The sequence below is a fragment of the Staphylococcus ureilyticus genome, from assembly GCF_025558845.1.
Classification (GTDB): Bacteria; Bacillota; Bacilli; order Staphylococcales; family Staphylococcaceae; genus Staphylococcus; species Staphylococcus ureilyticus.
The window spans coordinates 476,205-493,037 of record NZ_CP094825.1; the positions used below are offsets into that span (position 1 = coordinate 476,205).

The following is a 16,833-nucleotide window of genomic DNA, read 5'->3' on the forward strand; positions in this document are numbered from 1 at the left end:
AAAAAAACGCCTATCTCTATAAAAAGATAGACGTCGTTCAAGTGTCTAGTTTTTTATAGAGGGTGTCAGCTAGAAACCTCTGTTACATTTATACCGTGACTAGAATAATACATTTAAGCTGTAAAATCAAGTTGAGATTTGGGATAATAACTATATTAGAATAATATATAACTACAAATGAGGTGATTCAATGTTACTTGTAATCGATAATAAAGACTCATTTACGTATAATATCGTGGACTATCTCAAACAATGTTATACAGGGACAATCAAAGTGGTTGATGCGGATGAGATTGATATAGACAAGCTCATCGATATGAAACCATTGGCGATTATCATATCACCAGGACCAGGAACGCCGTCAGATTATCCGATTTTAAATGAAGTCATCACACAATTTATGAATAATGTACCAATTTTAGGGGTATGCTTGGGATTCCAACAAATTATTACTTATTTTGGGGGACGTATTGTAAAGAATCATAAGCCTATCCATGGCCATACAACTTCAATTACCCACACGGGTAAAGGTATTTTCAAAGATTTACCAAAATCATTTAATGTAATGCGTTATCATTCATTAATGGCAGACATACATACATTTCCTGTTGAGCTAAATGTCACAGCAACCAATGATAAAGGAATAATTATGGCCTGTGAGCACCGAGAATGTGCTATTTATGGTGTCCAATATCATCCTGAATCGTTTTTGAGTGAATATGGTATCGAACAAATTAAATTATTTATTGAAAGTGTGGAGGCGCATCATGCAAGTAAAATTTAATTACCAATATTATATAAATGAAACACAAACCGAAACGTATCAATATCTATTTAAAGAATGTTTGAGTAAAAAAATAGCATATCAAATGCAGGATGTTGGAGAAGTCATTCGATTTGCTGAATTACATCAAAGTAAAGGTAAATATGTGGCGTTATACTTACCATATGAAGCGGCAAGTTATTTTAATAATCAGTTAGCAACGATAACGCCTAAAGGTATATTTGTGTATGCTGCTGCATATGTATTTGAATCAGTACACGATGACTTAAATGAACAAGCTTTGGCATATCAGCGTAAATATAATTTTAAATTTCAATATAGACATGCGCGCATGATTGATCATATTAAACAAGTGCAAAAAGCGATTGTAGAAGGTAATACATACCAAGTTAATTATACAACCAGATTGAGTGATGACGTAAAAGGACCGATTTCTGAACTTTATCATGTACTTCAGGGCGGAAATCATGGTCATTATTCTGCTCTGATTGATACAAAAGAAGTTCAAATAGCATCATTATCCCCAGAGCTATTTTTTCAATTTGGCCCATTTAAAAATCAATCCAATATTGTATTAAGTAAGCCGATGAAAGGAACAATAGCCAGAGGAGAAACAGAATTAGAAGATAAGGCACATTTTGAAAAACTTAGAAACTCTACCAAAGATAGAGCAGAAAATGTCATGATTGTTGATTTATTACGGAATGATATAAGTAGAGTAGCCAACACTGGCACAGTTAAAGTATATCAACCGTTTCATATTGAAAGGTATCAAACGGTGTATCAAATGACATCTATGGTTACTGGACAGTTAGCAAACCATGTGAGTTTAGCGCAAGTATTAGAAGCTATTTTCCCTTGTGGTTCAATTACCGGCGCGCCGAAAGTAAACACAATGAAATATATTAAACAATTAGAGCAAACACCGAGAAATGGCTATTGCGGAACTATTGGTTTATTGTTACCTGATGGGAAAGCTATTTTCAATGTACCTATTCGTACAATTCAATATATTAATGGGAAAGCTGTATACGGGGTTGGTGCAGGTATTACCATTGATTCCAACCCAGAATCTGAAGTGCAAGAATTCATCGATAAGACTAAAATTTTGGAGAGATTATAATGCAGTTATTTGAAACATTACGATTAAACTCAGGCAAATTTTCAAGGTTGAGATATCATTATGACAGGATAAAACATTCAGCAAATCAATTCCAAATAACATTTGAAGATGATCAATGGCATGAAACGATTTCTGAAATTAAAAACCACTATTTTACAGGAACGTATAGAGTGAAAATTATTTTATATCCCAATGGCGTTTTTAAATATGAAGTTGCTGAATTACCTCAAAAAGATAGCTTTACGGCAAAAATTGTACCATTAACTCAAATTCAAGATAAACGCATACTTACGAATAAAACGACAAATAGAGATCATTTAGCACATAATCATGAAACTGACCTCATTTTACTTTATGACGAATCAGGAAAAATATTAGAATTTGATATTGGAAATATTATGATCAAAGAAGGAGATCATTATTATACGCCAGTATTTAATGATGATTTTTTAAAAGGATGTAAGAGACAAGAATTAATAGATGAAGGTGAATTAATAGAAAAAGATTATAGTTTGGCAACATTTAAGCAAAAGTTAAGGCAAAATCAAATTCAAGTTTTTCTGATAAATAGTTTAAGAGAGGTTGCCGATGTTGCAATAAATCTATAGAATATAGAAAGTATAAGAAAAATATAAATTTTAATTCTAATAATTGTGTTAAAACGTTATTGCGATAGTGTTTGATATCCATAATTGAATGTATCAAATATGCTACACATAGATATAGTTTAACTGTAAGATATGAAGTAAGTTAAACAAAGTTATATGCGTCTTAAAAATCTAATGTCAGCAAGCGAGGCAAAATAATGATATGGATTTGGATTTTATTAATTATTACGCTAATCGGCCTTACAAAATGGTATGTAACCTATTTAATGAATCACCATAAATATTATATTACTAAGTTAGTCATCACTATTTCATGTGCTATTCAATTTATATTTATCTATGGTTTAGTTAAAGAATTAATACGCTACTTAATACAAATATTAAATGTATTTTATCGATAGACACAATAGATGAGGTGAATTTATGAAGATATATAGTCAAGGTGACCAAGCAATTGTGGTTTCTATAGAAAAGGAAGTTTCCAAAGATTTAACTGATGATTTACTCGCATTAAAAACATATCTTATTAATAAAAATTATCCTTTTATTACAGAAATTGTACCAACAGAGTCGGATATGATGATTTGTTATGATGCTAGAGATATGATTAAACATCACAATATAAAATCACCTTTTTTATATATGAAGGCTCTTTTGCAATCTGTTCAATTAGAGATAAAACATGTAGAAGAAACACCCTCACCCATTCAAATACCTGTAGTATATGGTGGAGACTTTGGACCAGATTTAGCATCCTTGCTAAAATATTATAAAATGGATTTCGACAAATTTGTAAAATTATATACAAATTCGAATTTTTTCGTATCAATGATGGGCTATTCTCCAGGATTTCCGTATTTAACAGGGATGGATAAACGCTTATTTGTCAATCACACAGGTGGCAAAAAAGCATTTATTCCTGCAGGATCAGTGATTATAGAAGGTAAGAAAACTGGTATTACTACAATTGATACTTATGGTGATTGGCTAGTGATAGGCTACACACCAGTGGAATTATTTAATCCACATCAAACAGATTTTACAACTTTAAAATTAGGGGATAATGTGCAATTTCAAGCTGTGTCAGAGGATGCATTGGATTTAGGAGGATTTAAACCATGTCAATCATAATAGAAAATGAAGGATTGTTCTCAAGTTTTCAAGATTTTGGGCGTATCGGTTATGAACACAATGGTGTAATCCCTAGTGGTGCTTTAGATCCATTATCACATGAAATTGCAAATCGATTAGTAGCCAACGATAAACATGAAGCTACTTTAGAAATGACCAATAGAATGGCAAGTATTCGTTTTACTGAACCGACTTTAATTGCATTAAGTGGTGGCAGTTTTAAAGCTAAAACTGCTAATTTAAAAGTTTTACCCAATAAACTTTATTTAATGGAAAAAGGTGATGTACTCGAGTTTACAGAAACTTCACGGACATCAAGAGTCTATTTAGCCGTTGGTGGAGGATTCGAGCTAGATGAATGGTTGGGTTCTACTTCAACTGATTTTATGTCTAAACTTGGTGGTTTTCATGGGCGCAAACTAGAAAAAGGTGACGAAATCAATATGAAACGTGATTATACAGAACGTCACCATAAACTTTTTGAAAATCTTGAACATACACATCAGACTGACTGGGGTATAGATGGCTATGCGCTTTCTTTTAATTATATGTCAGATGTATTTCATGTCATTAAAAATAAAGGAACAGAAGATTTTAATCAAAATGCTTTAAATCGTTTTACTTACGGGGAACATAAAGTGACAAGTAAAGCGAATAGGGTAGGCATGTATGTCGAAGGCCAACCTGTTAAAGCATTTTATGAAGATATGCCCGCACATCAATCTGTACAAATAGGAACAATTCAAGTTAAGAGAGATGGTACGCCAATTATTTTGTTAAATGATCATTACACTTTAGGGAGCTATCCACAAATAGGGACAATTGCCAGTTATCATTTAACTAAGTTAGGTCAAAAACATCCTGGTACTAAATTGAAATTTCAATTTATAGATGTTGAAACGGCCGAAAAGAACTTAATAAAATATACTAATTGGTTGAATCAACTGTTTCATGGTATCGAGTATAGAATGCAATTAGAAATGTTAAAATAATGTACACTAATAGTAAATGAAGTGTATGTGTGTATAGCAAAATGTTAAGAGCATTAGTATTTAAAATTAATAATCAGTTAATCTATAAAACATTATTATATTAAGACGCTTTTGAGCTAAAGAATCTTAGAACAAATAAAAGTGTCTTGGACAAGTGAAAAAAGGCAATTTCTATTGAAATATTATAGAAATTGTCTTTTTCAATATTGTTTTATTTATAGTTAGCTCATTGAGTTAGTACTTGAGTTTCTATAGATTTATATCTCAAGCTGCTTTTTTATGTTGGATGATTTTTATAATATGTCTGTTGCTTTCGACAAATACTTAAGTAAAATATAGTTCTAAATTAATGTTTACAATACTTGGTCAATGATTATTCAAAAGCGTTCAGCTATAGCAATTATTTCGTAGATTTACTTATGGTCTTTCGTATTTATTATCAACAGCATGAATGTCGGATATGATAAGATTTAGTAATTACTTAAGTCATTCTGTATAATTTAACCTTTATTTAAATAGGTCCAAGGCCTGATTAATTTATTAAATAGAACAAGTATAATTATAAAGGAAATTTAAATTTTAACCTTATTTTAATCGCGTATTCATAATAGGTTAATGATACCTTCATAAAACGGTTAAATCAGCTTTTTAAATTAAAAAAAGTGTGTTTTTACTTGATATTAGTCAAGAATTGCTTTATATTTATTAATTGAATTATAATCGTTTTATTACAATGATATTACAGAGTGAACGCAGTGTAAAAACGATGTAAAACATAACAAAACGCATTAACATAATTTATATTACAACAAATATAATTTTTCACAAAAGAACAAATAAAATTCATTGAAAATAAAAAATTGCTACTTTATAAAAATAAATTAGTGACATAAGAAAAAAAGATGTGTTTTAAAAGAAAATACAGGAGTTACCGTGTTTTTTAACTTAAATTTTAACTTTCGCAAATAACGATAAAGATGTTGGTAGAAATTATCACTTACGCGCTAACAACGGGTACAAAGCATTTAATCTAGCTAGGTATTAGCACAAACTTTTATTAATTTATATCGGGGGAACAGACATGAGTCTACACAAAAAGAAACTAACTCTTTTTGCGTTTTTTATTTTAACTGTTATAACAGTTACTGCTAAAACGTATTTTTCATACTATGTTGACTTTTCTTTAGGTGTTAAAGGGTTAGTTCAAAATTTAATTTTATTAATGAATCCATATAGCTTAATTGCATTAGTATTGAGTATTTTCTTATTCTTCAAAGGTAAGAAAGCATTTTGGTTTATCTTTATAGGAGGTTTTATTTTAACCTTCTTATTATACGCAAATGTTGTATATTTCAGATTCTTCTCTGATTTCTTGACTTTTAGTACATTAAATCAAGTAGGAAATGTTGAATCAATGGGTGGCGCTGTATCAGCTTCATTTAAATGGTATGACTTTGTTTACTTTATCGATACAATCATTTATTTATTTGTATTAATCTTCAAACAAAAATGGTTAGATAAGCGTGTGTTTAGCAAGAAGTTTGTTCCAGTAATCATGGCAGCGTCTGTTGCATTATTCTTCTTAAACCTAGCTTTTGCAGAATCTGATCGTCCAGAATTATTAACGCGTACATTCGATCATAAATATTTAGTGAAATACTTAGGTCCATATAACTTCACAGTTTATGATGGTGTAAAAACGATTCAAAATAATCAACAAAAAGCGTTAGCAAATGAAGATGATTTGACAAAAGTTTTAAATTATACGAAACAAAAACAAACACAACCAAACCCAGAATATTTCGGTGCAGCAAAGAAAAAAAATGTGATTAAAATACACTTAGAAAGTTTCCAAACTTTCTTGATAAACAAAAAAGTAAATGGCGAGGAAGTTACACCATTCTTAAATAAACTTTCTTCTGGTAATGAAGATTTTAGATATTATCCGAACTTCTTCCACCAGACAGGACAAGGTAAAACTTCAGACTCAGAATTCACTATGGATAACAGTTTATATGGTTTACCACAAGGTTCGGCATTCTCACTTAAAGGGGATAACACGTACCAATCATTGCCAGCTATTATGCATCAACAACAAGGATACACATCTAGCGTAATGCACGGTGATTATAAAACTTTCTGGAACCGTGACCAAGTATACAAACATTTTGGTGTAGATAAGTTTTATGATGCAACATATTTTGATATGTCAGAAGAAAACCAAGAGAACTTAGGTCTGAAAGATAAAGAATTCTTTGATGAATCAGCTGATTATTTAGCGAAGGAAAAAGAACCTTTCTATAGTCACTTAATAACGCTAACAAACCATTATCCATTTACATTATCTCCAGAAGATGCATCAATTGATAAACCAAATACTGGTGATTCAACAGTTGACGGTTATGTTCAGACAGCGAGATATTTAGACGAATCGTTAGAACAGTTTGTAAATGAATTGAAGAAAAAAGGTATCTATGATGATTCCGTTATTATGATTTATGGTGACCATTATGGTATTTCTGAAAACCATAATAAAGCGATGGAAAAATTATTAGGTGAAGACATTACACCAGCTAAGTTTACAGATTTAAACCGAACAGGCTTCTGGTTGAAAATACCTGGTAAAGAAGGTACTGTTGATAAAACTTATGCTGGACAAGCAGATGTAATGCCAACATTATTACATTTAATGGGTATTGATACTAAAAATTATCTCATGATGGGTACAGACTTATTGTCAAAAGATCATAATGACACAGTACCGTTTAGAAATGGTGACTTTGTAACGAAAGATTACAAATATGTAAATGGTAGAATATATGATAATAAAAATAATGAGCCAGTTACAGAAAAACCAAGCGATTTTGATAAACGCAAACAACAAGCTGAAAAAGACTTGCAAATGAGTGATGACGTCCTAAATGGTGATTTATTGAGATTTTATGATAACCCTGACTTTGATAAAGTGAAACCATCAAACTATAAATATGAAACAGGTCCACAAGGACAAGAGAAAAAATAATTAATACTTTAGCCCTAATCCATTATTTAAAATGGATTAGGGCTTTTATATATATGTAAGTGTATTGAATGGTATTTTATGATGCGCATGATGATTGTATTAAATTATTTAATATGAATGAACTTTAAGCAGGGTAGGATAGCAGATTAGTACATATCCAGAGCAAACATGCACATTATAAAAAAGAATGCTAAAAAGGCTAGAACATAAATCCCCATTCTCAAAATGAGATTGTTTGAGACATTTAGTTCTTGGACAAATGTGACGTATTTTGGCGAGACGCTTGAGTGAATAGGAGAAGCTGAAGACTACAGGCTGAAGCTGTTCCCCTAAGAAATTGAATCACCAATATGAAGTATTGAAAAAATAGAAGCACTCAGATGAATTGAATTAAATCATCTGAGTGCTATTTTTCTTGTATTTACCCCAAAATCTTTGTTTTGAACTTGAGACGATTGTCTCGGCTTCATCATTTTTTTATTTAAAAAATGGATTCAAGTTATTTCTTTTTCTTTTACCTTTTATCCAAGTGCAACGTCTAAAATCATCATGATAGTAAAACCTAGCATTAAACTTAATGTTGCTAAATCAGTATTATTACTAGCTTGAGAGTCTGGTATAAGTTCTTCTACAACTACAAATATCATCGCTCCAGCGGCAAAGGCGAGTGCGTATGGTAACATAGGTGTAATGAACAGTACTGCAGCAGCACCTATAGTAGCAAATATGGGCTCAACAATTGCAGATGCTTGACCATAATTAAAAGCTTTCCATCTTGAAGCCCCTGCTGCTCTGATAGGCATAGAAAGCGCAGCACCTTCGGGAATATTTTGAATCCCGATACCAATTGCCAAACCAAGTGCGCCTAAGAAAGTGGCTTGTCCATTACCGGCTACTACACCACCAAATGCTACACCAATAGAAAGCCCCTCTGGTATGTTATGGAGTGTAATAGCCAATACAAGTAATGTATTTTTATTGAGCTTTTTTGTTCCTACACCTTCTTGGTATTGGTTAGTGTCTTGGGTGTTTGGGTGAATGTGTGGGATAATTAAATCTAACGCGCGTATAAAAAAACCGCCCAATAAAAAACCTATTGCTGCTGGTAACCATGCAATAGATGAACCTGAACCATAATCAATAGATGGTTGTAATAGAGACCAGAAACTGGCAGCAATCATTATGCCTGCAGCAAAACCTTGCATTGAGTTCAGTATTTTATCATTAACTCTTTTAAATATAAAAACTGCAGCAGCCCCTAATGCAGTCAACAACCAAGTGATGATACCGGCGATGAGTGCTTGGATAAAAGGAGGTAAGTCTTGAAAAAAATCTGACATAAGCTACGCTCCCTTGTATCATTTGAGTTCAAAAAGGTGTATAATATATAGAACTGAAATTAAGTTTAACAGAATTAATTATAATTTTCGATATTAAAAAGGATGTTGGACGATGGAAGCCTACAAAATTGAACATTTACATAAATCATATGCAGATAAAATCATTTTTGATGATTTGCATCTGTCTATTTCTGAAGGAGAAAAAATAGGTCTTGTAGGTATTAATGGTACAGGCAAAAGTACTTTGTTAAAGGTAATCGCTGGTTTGGATGAAGACTTCGAGGCAGAGGTTTCACATCCTAATGCATATCGCATACGTTATTCGTCTCAAAAGCAAGAATTCGAAGAAAATTTAACGGTTTTTGAAGCGGTATTAACGTCAGAGACAAAGACACTTCAAGTGATACGTTCATATGAAGCTGCTGTAACAAAATATAGTGAGACACAGAATGAGACAGATTTTCAACAGATGATGCAAGCACAAGAAGCAATGGATACATATCAAGCTTGGGATTATAGTGCTGAAATCAAAACTATTTTATCAAAGCTAGGCATCAATGATACGACTAAAAAAGTGAGAGAACTTTCGGGTGGCCAACAAAAACGAGTTGGTCTTGCTAAAACACTTATAGAGCAACCAGATTTATTACTCTTGGATGAACCTACGAACCATTTAGATTTTGAGTCAATTAGTTGGCTAATTAATTATGTTAAACAATACCCACATACAGTGCTGTTCGTAACTCATGATCGTTATTTTTTAAATGAAGTATCATCTCGTATTATTGAATTAGATCGTGGGAAATTAACTACTTATCCCGGTAATTATGAAGATTACATCGCACAACGCGCTGAAAATGAAGTCGTAGAGCAAAAACAACAAGCGAAACAACGTGCATTATATAAACAAGAATTAGCTTGGATGCGTGCAGGAGTTAAAGCACGTTCTACTAAACAACAAGCACGAAAAAATAGATTTAAAGATTTAGAACATGATGTAAAAAATCAACAACAACAAGATAAAGCTTCTTTAAATCTTGCATATTCACGTTTAGGTAAACAAGTTTTTGAACTTGAAAACGTGTCAAAACACATCGGCGATAAGGTATTGTTTGAACACATCACAGAAATTATACAAAATGGACAACAAATTGGTATCGTTGGACCAAATGGCGCCGGTAAAACAACATTACTGAATATTTTGAATGGTGATGACCAAGCGTTCGAAGGGGCATTGAAAGTTGGTCAAACTGTTAAAATTGCTTACTTCAGACAGACAGAAGCGCGCTTAGATCGAGACATCAGAATGATCGATTACTTGCGTGAAGAAAGTGAAGTAGCTAAAGAAAAAGATGGAACTGCTGTTTCTGTTACACAGTTGTTAGAACGCTTTTTATTCCCTAGTGCAACGCATGGAAAAAAGGTGTATAAATTATCTGGTGGAGAACAAAAAAGATTGTATCTATTAAAATTATTAGTACATCAACCTAATGTTCTATTATTAGATGAACCGACGAATGACTTGGATACAGAAACTTTAACCATTTTAGAAGATTATATCGCTACTTTTGGTGGTACAGTCATCACGGTGAGTCATGATAGATATTTTTTAAATAAAGTTGCTCAAGAATATTGGTATATTCATGATGGCAAATTAGAACGTATTATAGGAAGTTTTGATGACTATGAAGCATATAAAAAAGAGATAGATAAACGCCAAATGCAAGAAAAGCAACAATCAAAAGTGAAACCAACATATGCAAAGAAAAAGAAAAAGGGTCTATCATATAAAGAAAAACAAGAATATGAAACAATTATTGCGCGTATTGAAACAACCGAACATAGATTAGAAGAGATCGAACAAGAAATGGTTGAAGCAAGTTCTGATTACGCTAAAGTCAAAGAATTAAATGAAGAACAACAAAATCTTAATACGTTGTATGAAGATGATATAACAAGATGGAGCGAGCTTGAAGAATTAAAAGAACAATGAGGGATTATATAACATGGAAGCAACATTATCACATTATTTTGGCTATGACACATTCCGTCCAGGTCAAAAAGAAATAATAACTAAAGTAATGGATCATCATAATGTGCTTGGCGTTTTACCAACTGGTGGGGGAAAATCAATTTGTTATCAAGTGCCGGGATTAATGCTAGGTGGTACCACAATCGTAATCAGCCCATTAATTTCACTTATGAAAGATCAAGTTGATCAATTGAAGGCCATGGGGATTCGCGCAGCATATTTAAATAGTAGTTTGACACAAAAGCAACAAAAAGATATTCAAACACAACTGAAAAGTGGGGAAATCCAATTTTTATATGTTGCACCAGAACGTTTTGATAATGCCAATTTTATGCGCTTATTACAGCAGTTAGATATACACTTAGTTGCGTTTGATGAAGCCCATTGTATTTCAAAATGGGGACATGATTTTAGACCAAGTTATCAGGAAGTCATCCATAAAGTTTTTGCACTACCACAAGATTTTTCAATTGTAGCATTAACAGCAACAGCAACAATCGAAGTACAAAAAGATATTATGGATCGCTTAAACATCGATAAACACGATGAAATTAAAACAAGTACGAAACGACGAAATTTAATATTTCAAGTTAATCCAACGTATCAGCGTCAAAAGTTCGTATTAGAATATGTTAAAGATCATCAAAAAGAAGCAGGCATTATATATTGTTCGACACGTAAACAAGTAGAAGAACTACATGAAGCATTAGAAAACAATAAAATTAGCAGCACAATATATCATGCTGGTTTATCCAATAAAGAGCGGGAAGCAGCTCAAAATGATTTTGTATATGATCGTGTGCGTGTCGTAGTTGCAACGAATGCATTCGGTATGGGGATTGATAAATCTAATGTGCGCTTTGTGATTCACTATAACATGCCTGGTGATTTAGAATCGTATTATCAAGAAGCGGGTCGTGCAGGTCGTGATGGACTGAAAAGTGATTGCATCCTTTTATTCAGTGATAGAGACATTGGTTTACACCAATATTTTATTTCATCTTCAAAAGCAGACGATGATTACAAAGAAAAAATGGGTGAAAAATTGAATAAAATGCTACTATATACGAAAACTAAAAAGTGTCTAGAAGCAACACTCGTACATTATTTTGAACCCAATGAAAAACTAGAAGAGTGTGAGCAATGTAGTAATTGTGTTAGAGAAAATAAAACATATGACATGACGAACGAAGCGAAAATGATCGTAAGTTGTATTGCACGTATGAAACAGCAAGAAAGTTATAGTGTCATTATTCAAGTTTTAAGGGGTGAAGACTCTGATTATATTCACTATTGTGATTATAATCAATTGTCCACACATGGCATTATGAAAAACTATACGACATCTGAACTCAGTCATCTTATGGATGAATTGCGATTTAAAGGATTTTTAAATGAGCATGATGAAATATTGATTTGCGATGTATCTGTAAAGGAATTGCTAAATAATCAAATTTCAATTTATACAACACCATTTAAACGTAAATCAAAAGAAAAAGTTAACATCAATACCGTAGAAGGCGTAGACCGTGCCTTATTTGATGAATTAGTTGCCGTGCGTAAACAATTAAGTGAAAAATTAACTATTCCACCAGTAAGTATTTTTTCAGATTTTACTTTGGAAGAATTTGCCAAGAGAAAACCAGAATCAAAGCAAGATATGATCTTAATTGATGGTGTCGGAAGTTATAAATTAAAACACTACTGTCCAATATTTTTAGAAACAATACAATCTTATAAAGCTCAAATTTAGTTGAGCAAATAATTGTTTTTAGAATATATAATCTCATATACTTAATTTTAACGGTATTAGTATTTTACATTGAAATAATTGCGATAAATACGAAGTTAATTTGACAACTATTAATATACTATACAAGTACAAATGTAATAGTGATATTGATCGGTTTCAATTAACTTCGTTTTTGTTTTATCTAACTATGTTCAAAAGGGTTAAATGATACATAAATCGGTTATGTGTTAACTATGTGAATTTTTTTAAGTGATAGTAAAGGCAATGAAAAGAGTGAGGGTGAAAAATTGATAGAATTTAAAAATGTAATCAAACGTTATGGGGATAAAAAGGCTGTAGATGATCTTAGCTTTAATATAAAAGAAGGTGAGTTTTTTGTTTTAATCGGACCTTCAGGTTGTGGTAAAACAACGACATTAAAAATGATTAATCGTTTAATTTCATTAACAGAGGGGTTTATTTATTTTAAAGGTAAACCAATTAGTGACTATCCAGTATATGAAATGCGTTGGGATATTGGTTATGTCTTGCAACAAATTGCATTATTTCCACATTTAACAATAAAAGAAAATATTGCACAAGTACCACAAATGAAAAAATGGAAAGACGTGGATATTGATGAACGTATAGATGAGTTGTTAAATATGGTTGGCTTAGAGCCAGAACTTTTTAAAGATAGAAAACCAGATGAACTATCAGGTGGGCAACAACAACGTGTTGGTGTGGTGCGTGCATTAGCCGCAGACCCACCAGTTATATTGATGGACGAACCTTTCAGTGCATTAGATCCAATCAGTCGAGAAAAACTACAAGATGATTTAATAGCATTACAGCAAAAAATAAAGAAAACAATCGTTTTTGTAACACATGATATACAAGAAGCGATGAAACTTGCTGACAGAATTTGTCTATTAAACAAAGGACATGTAGAGCAAATAGATACACCTGAAAATATGGTTAATCATCCTAAAAGTGATTTTGTAAAACAATTTGTTGGGGATAAATCACTTAAAATAGAAAAAGATATTAAACTATCAGAACTTATTGGAGAATTAACGATTGATGAACAGGCAGCTACCAAAGGCTATCCTATTGTTAACAGCGACGTCTCTATTAAAAACATTTATAGTGATTTAGCTAATCATGATGCTATCATTATTAATGATGAATCGACTGCTACTCAACATGTGCTTAAACGCGAAGATATGTTTAAATATCTATCCGAGCATACAAGGGGTGGTCAAAGATGAATGAATTAATAAATACACTTTCAGGTCGAAAGGGACAATTGTTAACTACGATATTTGAGCATATCCAAATATCATTTATTGCATTGCTCATTGCTGCAATAATTGGAGTACCATTAGGTATTTTGCTCACGAAGACACGTAAGATTTCTGAAATTGTGATGAATATTGCGGCAGTACTACAGACAATACCATCATTAGCATTGCTTGGTTTGATGATACCACTGTTTGGTATTGGTAAGGTACCAGCAGTGATTGCGTTAGTAGTGTATGCATTATTACCGATATTAAGAAACACATACACTGGTATCAATGAAGTGGATAGCTCATTAATTGAGGCAGCTAAGGGTATCGGTATGAAGCCAGGAAGAAGATTAACGAAAGTGGAATTACCCATAGCTATGCCAGTAATTATGGCAGGTATTAGAACAGCTATGGTATTGATTATAGGGACTGCTACATTAGCAGCTTTAATTGGTGCTGGTGGTCTTGGTGATTTGATTCTTTTAGGTATAGATAGAAATGACACATCATTGATCATTATTGGAGCGATTCCCGCAGCTTTATTAGCAATTCTTTTTGATTTAGTTTTACGGTATATGCAAAAGCTGTCCTATAAAAAGTTACTTATTTCTCTAGGTGCAATTATTATAATTCTGCTATTAGTGATTATTGGACCAATGTTTGCTCAAAAAGGAGATAAAATTACATTAGCAGGTAAACTTGGGTCAGAACCATCTGTAATTACAAATATGTATAAAATTTTAATTGAAGAAGAAACAGATGATACAGTAGATGTTAAAGACGGCATGGGGAAAACTTCATTCCTATTTAATGCTTTGAAATCTGACGATATAGATGGCTACCTTGAGTTTACAGGTACTGTACTTGGAGAGTTAACAAAGGAAGATTTGAAATCTAAACAAGAAAATAAGGTATATCAACAAGCAAAATCAAGTTTAGAAGATAAATACGATATGACTATGTTAAAACCAATGAAATATAACAATACTTATTCATTGGCAGTTAAAAAAGATTTTGCGAAAAAACATAACCTTAAAACGATAGGTGACTTAAACAAAGTAAGTGACCAAATTAAGCCAGGTTTCACATTAGAGTTTAATGATCGTGGTGATGGTTATCCAGCTGTTAAAAAAGCATATGATTTAGATTTTGGAGAAGTTAAGACGATGGAGCCGAAATTAAGATATCAAGCAGTTGAAAGCGGAGATATTAACTTAATTGACGCATATTCAACAGATGCCGAATTAAAACAATACGATATGGTTGTTTTAGAAGATGATAAAAAGGTATTCCCACCATATCAAGGTGCACCTATGTTTAAAACATCATATTTAAAGGAACATCCTGAAATCAAAGCACCACTTAACAAATTAGCAGGTAAGATATCTGATGAAGATATGCAACAAATGAATTATGAAGTTACAGTGAAAAAACAAGATCCTTATGAGGTAGCTAAAAACTATTTAGAAAAACATAATTTAATTGATTAATTCATAAGACAATACGAGTTTAACAATGTGTTTTACTATGTTAAAGCACACATTAAGTTGAACTCGTATTTATATTTGATTAAATTCTCACTTCAAAAAAGTTACATTGATTTTCAATGGAAATAAGGTATATAATGGTTACTAAGTTTTGAAATTTCTGTAAATTTAAGGAGGCCCGAATCAACAATGAAAAAACAAATAGAACAATTATCAGCATATCAACCAGGCTTATCACCAAGAGCACTAAAAGAACAATACGGGATTGAGGGTGAACTTTATAAATTAGCTTCTAATGAAAATTTATATGGACCGTCACCTAAAGTGAAAGACGCAATCACGCAGCATTTAGATGAATTGCAATTTTATCCTGAAACGGGTTCTCCGTTAATTAAAGAAGCAATAAGTGAGCATTTGAATGTTGATCCAGCACGTATTTTATTCGGTGCAGGATTAGATGAAGTGATATTAATGATTTCACGTGCTGTTTTAACTGAAGGAGATAAAATTGTTACAAGTGAAATGACTTTTGGTCAGTATTATCATAATGCCATAGTAGAAGCAGCAGATGTTGTTCAGGTACCACTAAAAGATGGTGGGTTTGATTTAGAAGGCATACTTTCTGAAGTTGATGATAACACTAAACTTGTATGGCTATGTAACCCTAATAATCCTACTGGCACATATTTTACACATGATGAATTGCAACGTTTCTTGTCACGTGTGCCTCAAGAAATACCAGTAATTATAGATGAAGCCTATGTTGAATTCGTGACAGCTGAAGACTTTCCAAATTCATTAGCACTACAAGAGCAATTTTCCAATGCTTTCTTACTTAGAACGTTCTCTAAAGCATATGGATTAGCAGGTATGCGTATTGGATATGTGGTCGCTGCTCAAGAAGCAATTGAAAAGTGGAATATTATACGACCACCATTTAATGTAGGGCGTTTATCAGAACATGCTGCACTTGCTGCATTAGAAGATCAAGCGTATTTAGATTCTATTCGTGAAAAAAATGCTCGAGAAAGAGCAAAATTCTTTGATTCAGTTAGTAGTCCTAAATTAAATCCAAGCCAAACGAACTTCATTTTTGTGAATACATCACGACCTCACGAATTGTATGAAGCATTGTTAAAACAGGGGTGCATTACAAGAGAATTTCCGAATGGTGTCAGAATTACGATTGGCTTCCCTGAGCAAAATGATAAAATGATCGAAGTATTAAATAACTTTGATTTATAACAAACATCATCTATAACGTTCAATAAATTAAAATGTATAAAGCTT

13 protein-coding genes are annotated in these 16,833 nt (G+C 32.2%); 12 read left to right on the forward strand and 1 reads right to left on the reverse strand.

Translation table 11 applies throughout. The features are described 5' to 3' along the window. Positions 1-190 precede the first annotated feature (190 nt). The 7 genes from MUA21_RS02235 to ltaS all read left to right on the forward strand — a co-directional run bounded on the left by MUA21_RS02235 (position 191) and on the right by ltaS (position 7,660). Positions 191-784, forward strand: coding sequence for an anthranilate synthase component II (locus MUA21_RS02235; protein WP_262561719.1), 594 nt, complete (start codon positions 191-193; stop codon positions 782-784). Then, the gene (locus MUA21_RS02240; protein ID WP_046207390.1) at positions 768-1,907 is read left to right on the forward strand and encodes a chorismate-binding protein; all 1,140 of its coding nucleotides are present in this window, start codon (positions 768-770) and stop codon (positions 1,905-1,907) included. Before MUA21_RS02235 ends, MUA21_RS02240 begins: the two co-directional genes overlap by 17 nt. Beyond that, positions 1,907-2,515 (forward strand): aminotransferase class IV, encoded by a 609-nt coding sequence (locus MUA21_RS02245; protein ID WP_262561720.1) that lies wholly within the window; start codon positions 1,907-1,909, stop codon positions 2,513-2,515. Before MUA21_RS02240 ends, MUA21_RS02245 begins: the two co-directional genes overlap by 1 nt. A gap of 197 nt (positions 2,516-2,712) precedes the next feature. Then, positions 2,713-2,916 carry a hypothetical protein gene (locus tag MUA21_RS02250; RefSeq protein ID WP_071562148.1) on the forward strand — a complete coding sequence of 68 codons (204 nt, stop codon included), beginning with the start codon at positions 2,713-2,715 and terminating at the stop codon, positions 2,914-2,916. A gap of 22 nt (positions 2,917-2,938) precedes the next feature. After that, entirely contained in the window at positions 2,939-3,646 is a 708-nt protein-coding gene (locus MUA21_RS02255) for a 5-oxoprolinase subunit B family protein (protein ID WP_107526267.1), read from the forward strand. Further along, positions 3,634-4,638 (forward strand): 5-oxoprolinase subunit C family protein, encoded by a 1,005-nt coding sequence (locus MUA21_RS02260; protein WP_262561722.1) that lies wholly within the window; start codon positions 3,634-3,636, stop codon positions 4,636-4,638. Before MUA21_RS02255 ends, MUA21_RS02260 begins: the two co-directional genes overlap by 13 nt. A gap of 1,081 nt (positions 4,639-5,719) precedes the next feature. Next, positions 5,720-7,660 (forward strand): polyglycerol-phosphate lipoteichoic acid synthase LtaS, encoded by a 1,941-nt coding sequence (gene ltaS / locus MUA21_RS02265; RefSeq protein WP_046207394.1) that lies wholly within the window; start codon positions 5,720-5,722, stop codon positions 7,658-7,660. A gap of 521 nt (positions 7,661-8,181) precedes the next feature. On the opposite strand, the gene MUA21_RS02270 is transcribed toward ltaS, so the two are convergent. After that, the gene (locus MUA21_RS02270; RefSeq protein ID WP_046207395.1) at positions 8,182-9,000 is read right to left on the reverse strand and encodes a ZIP family metal transporter; all 819 of its coding nucleotides are present in this window, start codon (positions 8,998-9,000) and stop codon (positions 8,182-8,184) included. A gap of 112 nt (positions 9,001-9,112) precedes the next feature. Here MUA21_RS02270 and MUA21_RS02275 point away from each other — a divergent pair, with 112 nt between their 5' ends. The 5 genes from MUA21_RS02275 (at position 9,113) to hisC (ending at position 16,788) form a co-directional block, all read left to right on the forward strand. Next, complete coding sequence (locus MUA21_RS02275; protein WP_064209524.1) at positions 9,113-10,993, forward strand: ABC-F family ATP-binding cassette domain-containing protein; 1,881 nt, start codon at positions 9,113-9,115, stop codon at positions 10,991-10,993. Between the two features lie 13 nt (positions 10,994-11,006). Beyond that, on the forward strand, positions 11,007-12,785 hold the full coding sequence (recQ, locus tag MUA21_RS02280; RefSeq protein ID WP_262561725.1) for a DNA helicase RecQ: 1,779 nt from the start codon (positions 11,007-11,009) through the stop codon (positions 12,783-12,785). A 287-nt stretch (positions 12,786-13,072) separates the two neighbouring features. Continuing rightward, on the forward strand, positions 13,073-14,035 hold the full coding sequence (locus MUA21_RS02285; protein WP_107526268.1) for an ABC transporter ATP-binding protein: 963 nt from the start codon (positions 13,073-13,075) through the stop codon (positions 14,033-14,035). Beyond that, complete coding sequence (locus MUA21_RS02290; RefSeq protein WP_262561726.1) at positions 14,032-15,546, forward strand: ABC transporter permease/substrate-binding protein; 1,515 nt, start codon at positions 14,032-14,034, stop codon at positions 15,544-15,546. The genes MUA21_RS02285 and MUA21_RS02290 overlap by 4 nt, the downstream gene beginning before the upstream one ends. Before the next feature lie 186 nt (positions 15,547-15,732). Next, a complete protein-coding gene (hisC, locus tag MUA21_RS02295) occupies positions 15,733-16,788 on the forward strand; it encodes a histidinol-phosphate transaminase (protein WP_107526270.1) in 1,056 nt (351 codons plus the stop codon). Positions 16,789-16,833: the final 45 nt, after the last annotated feature.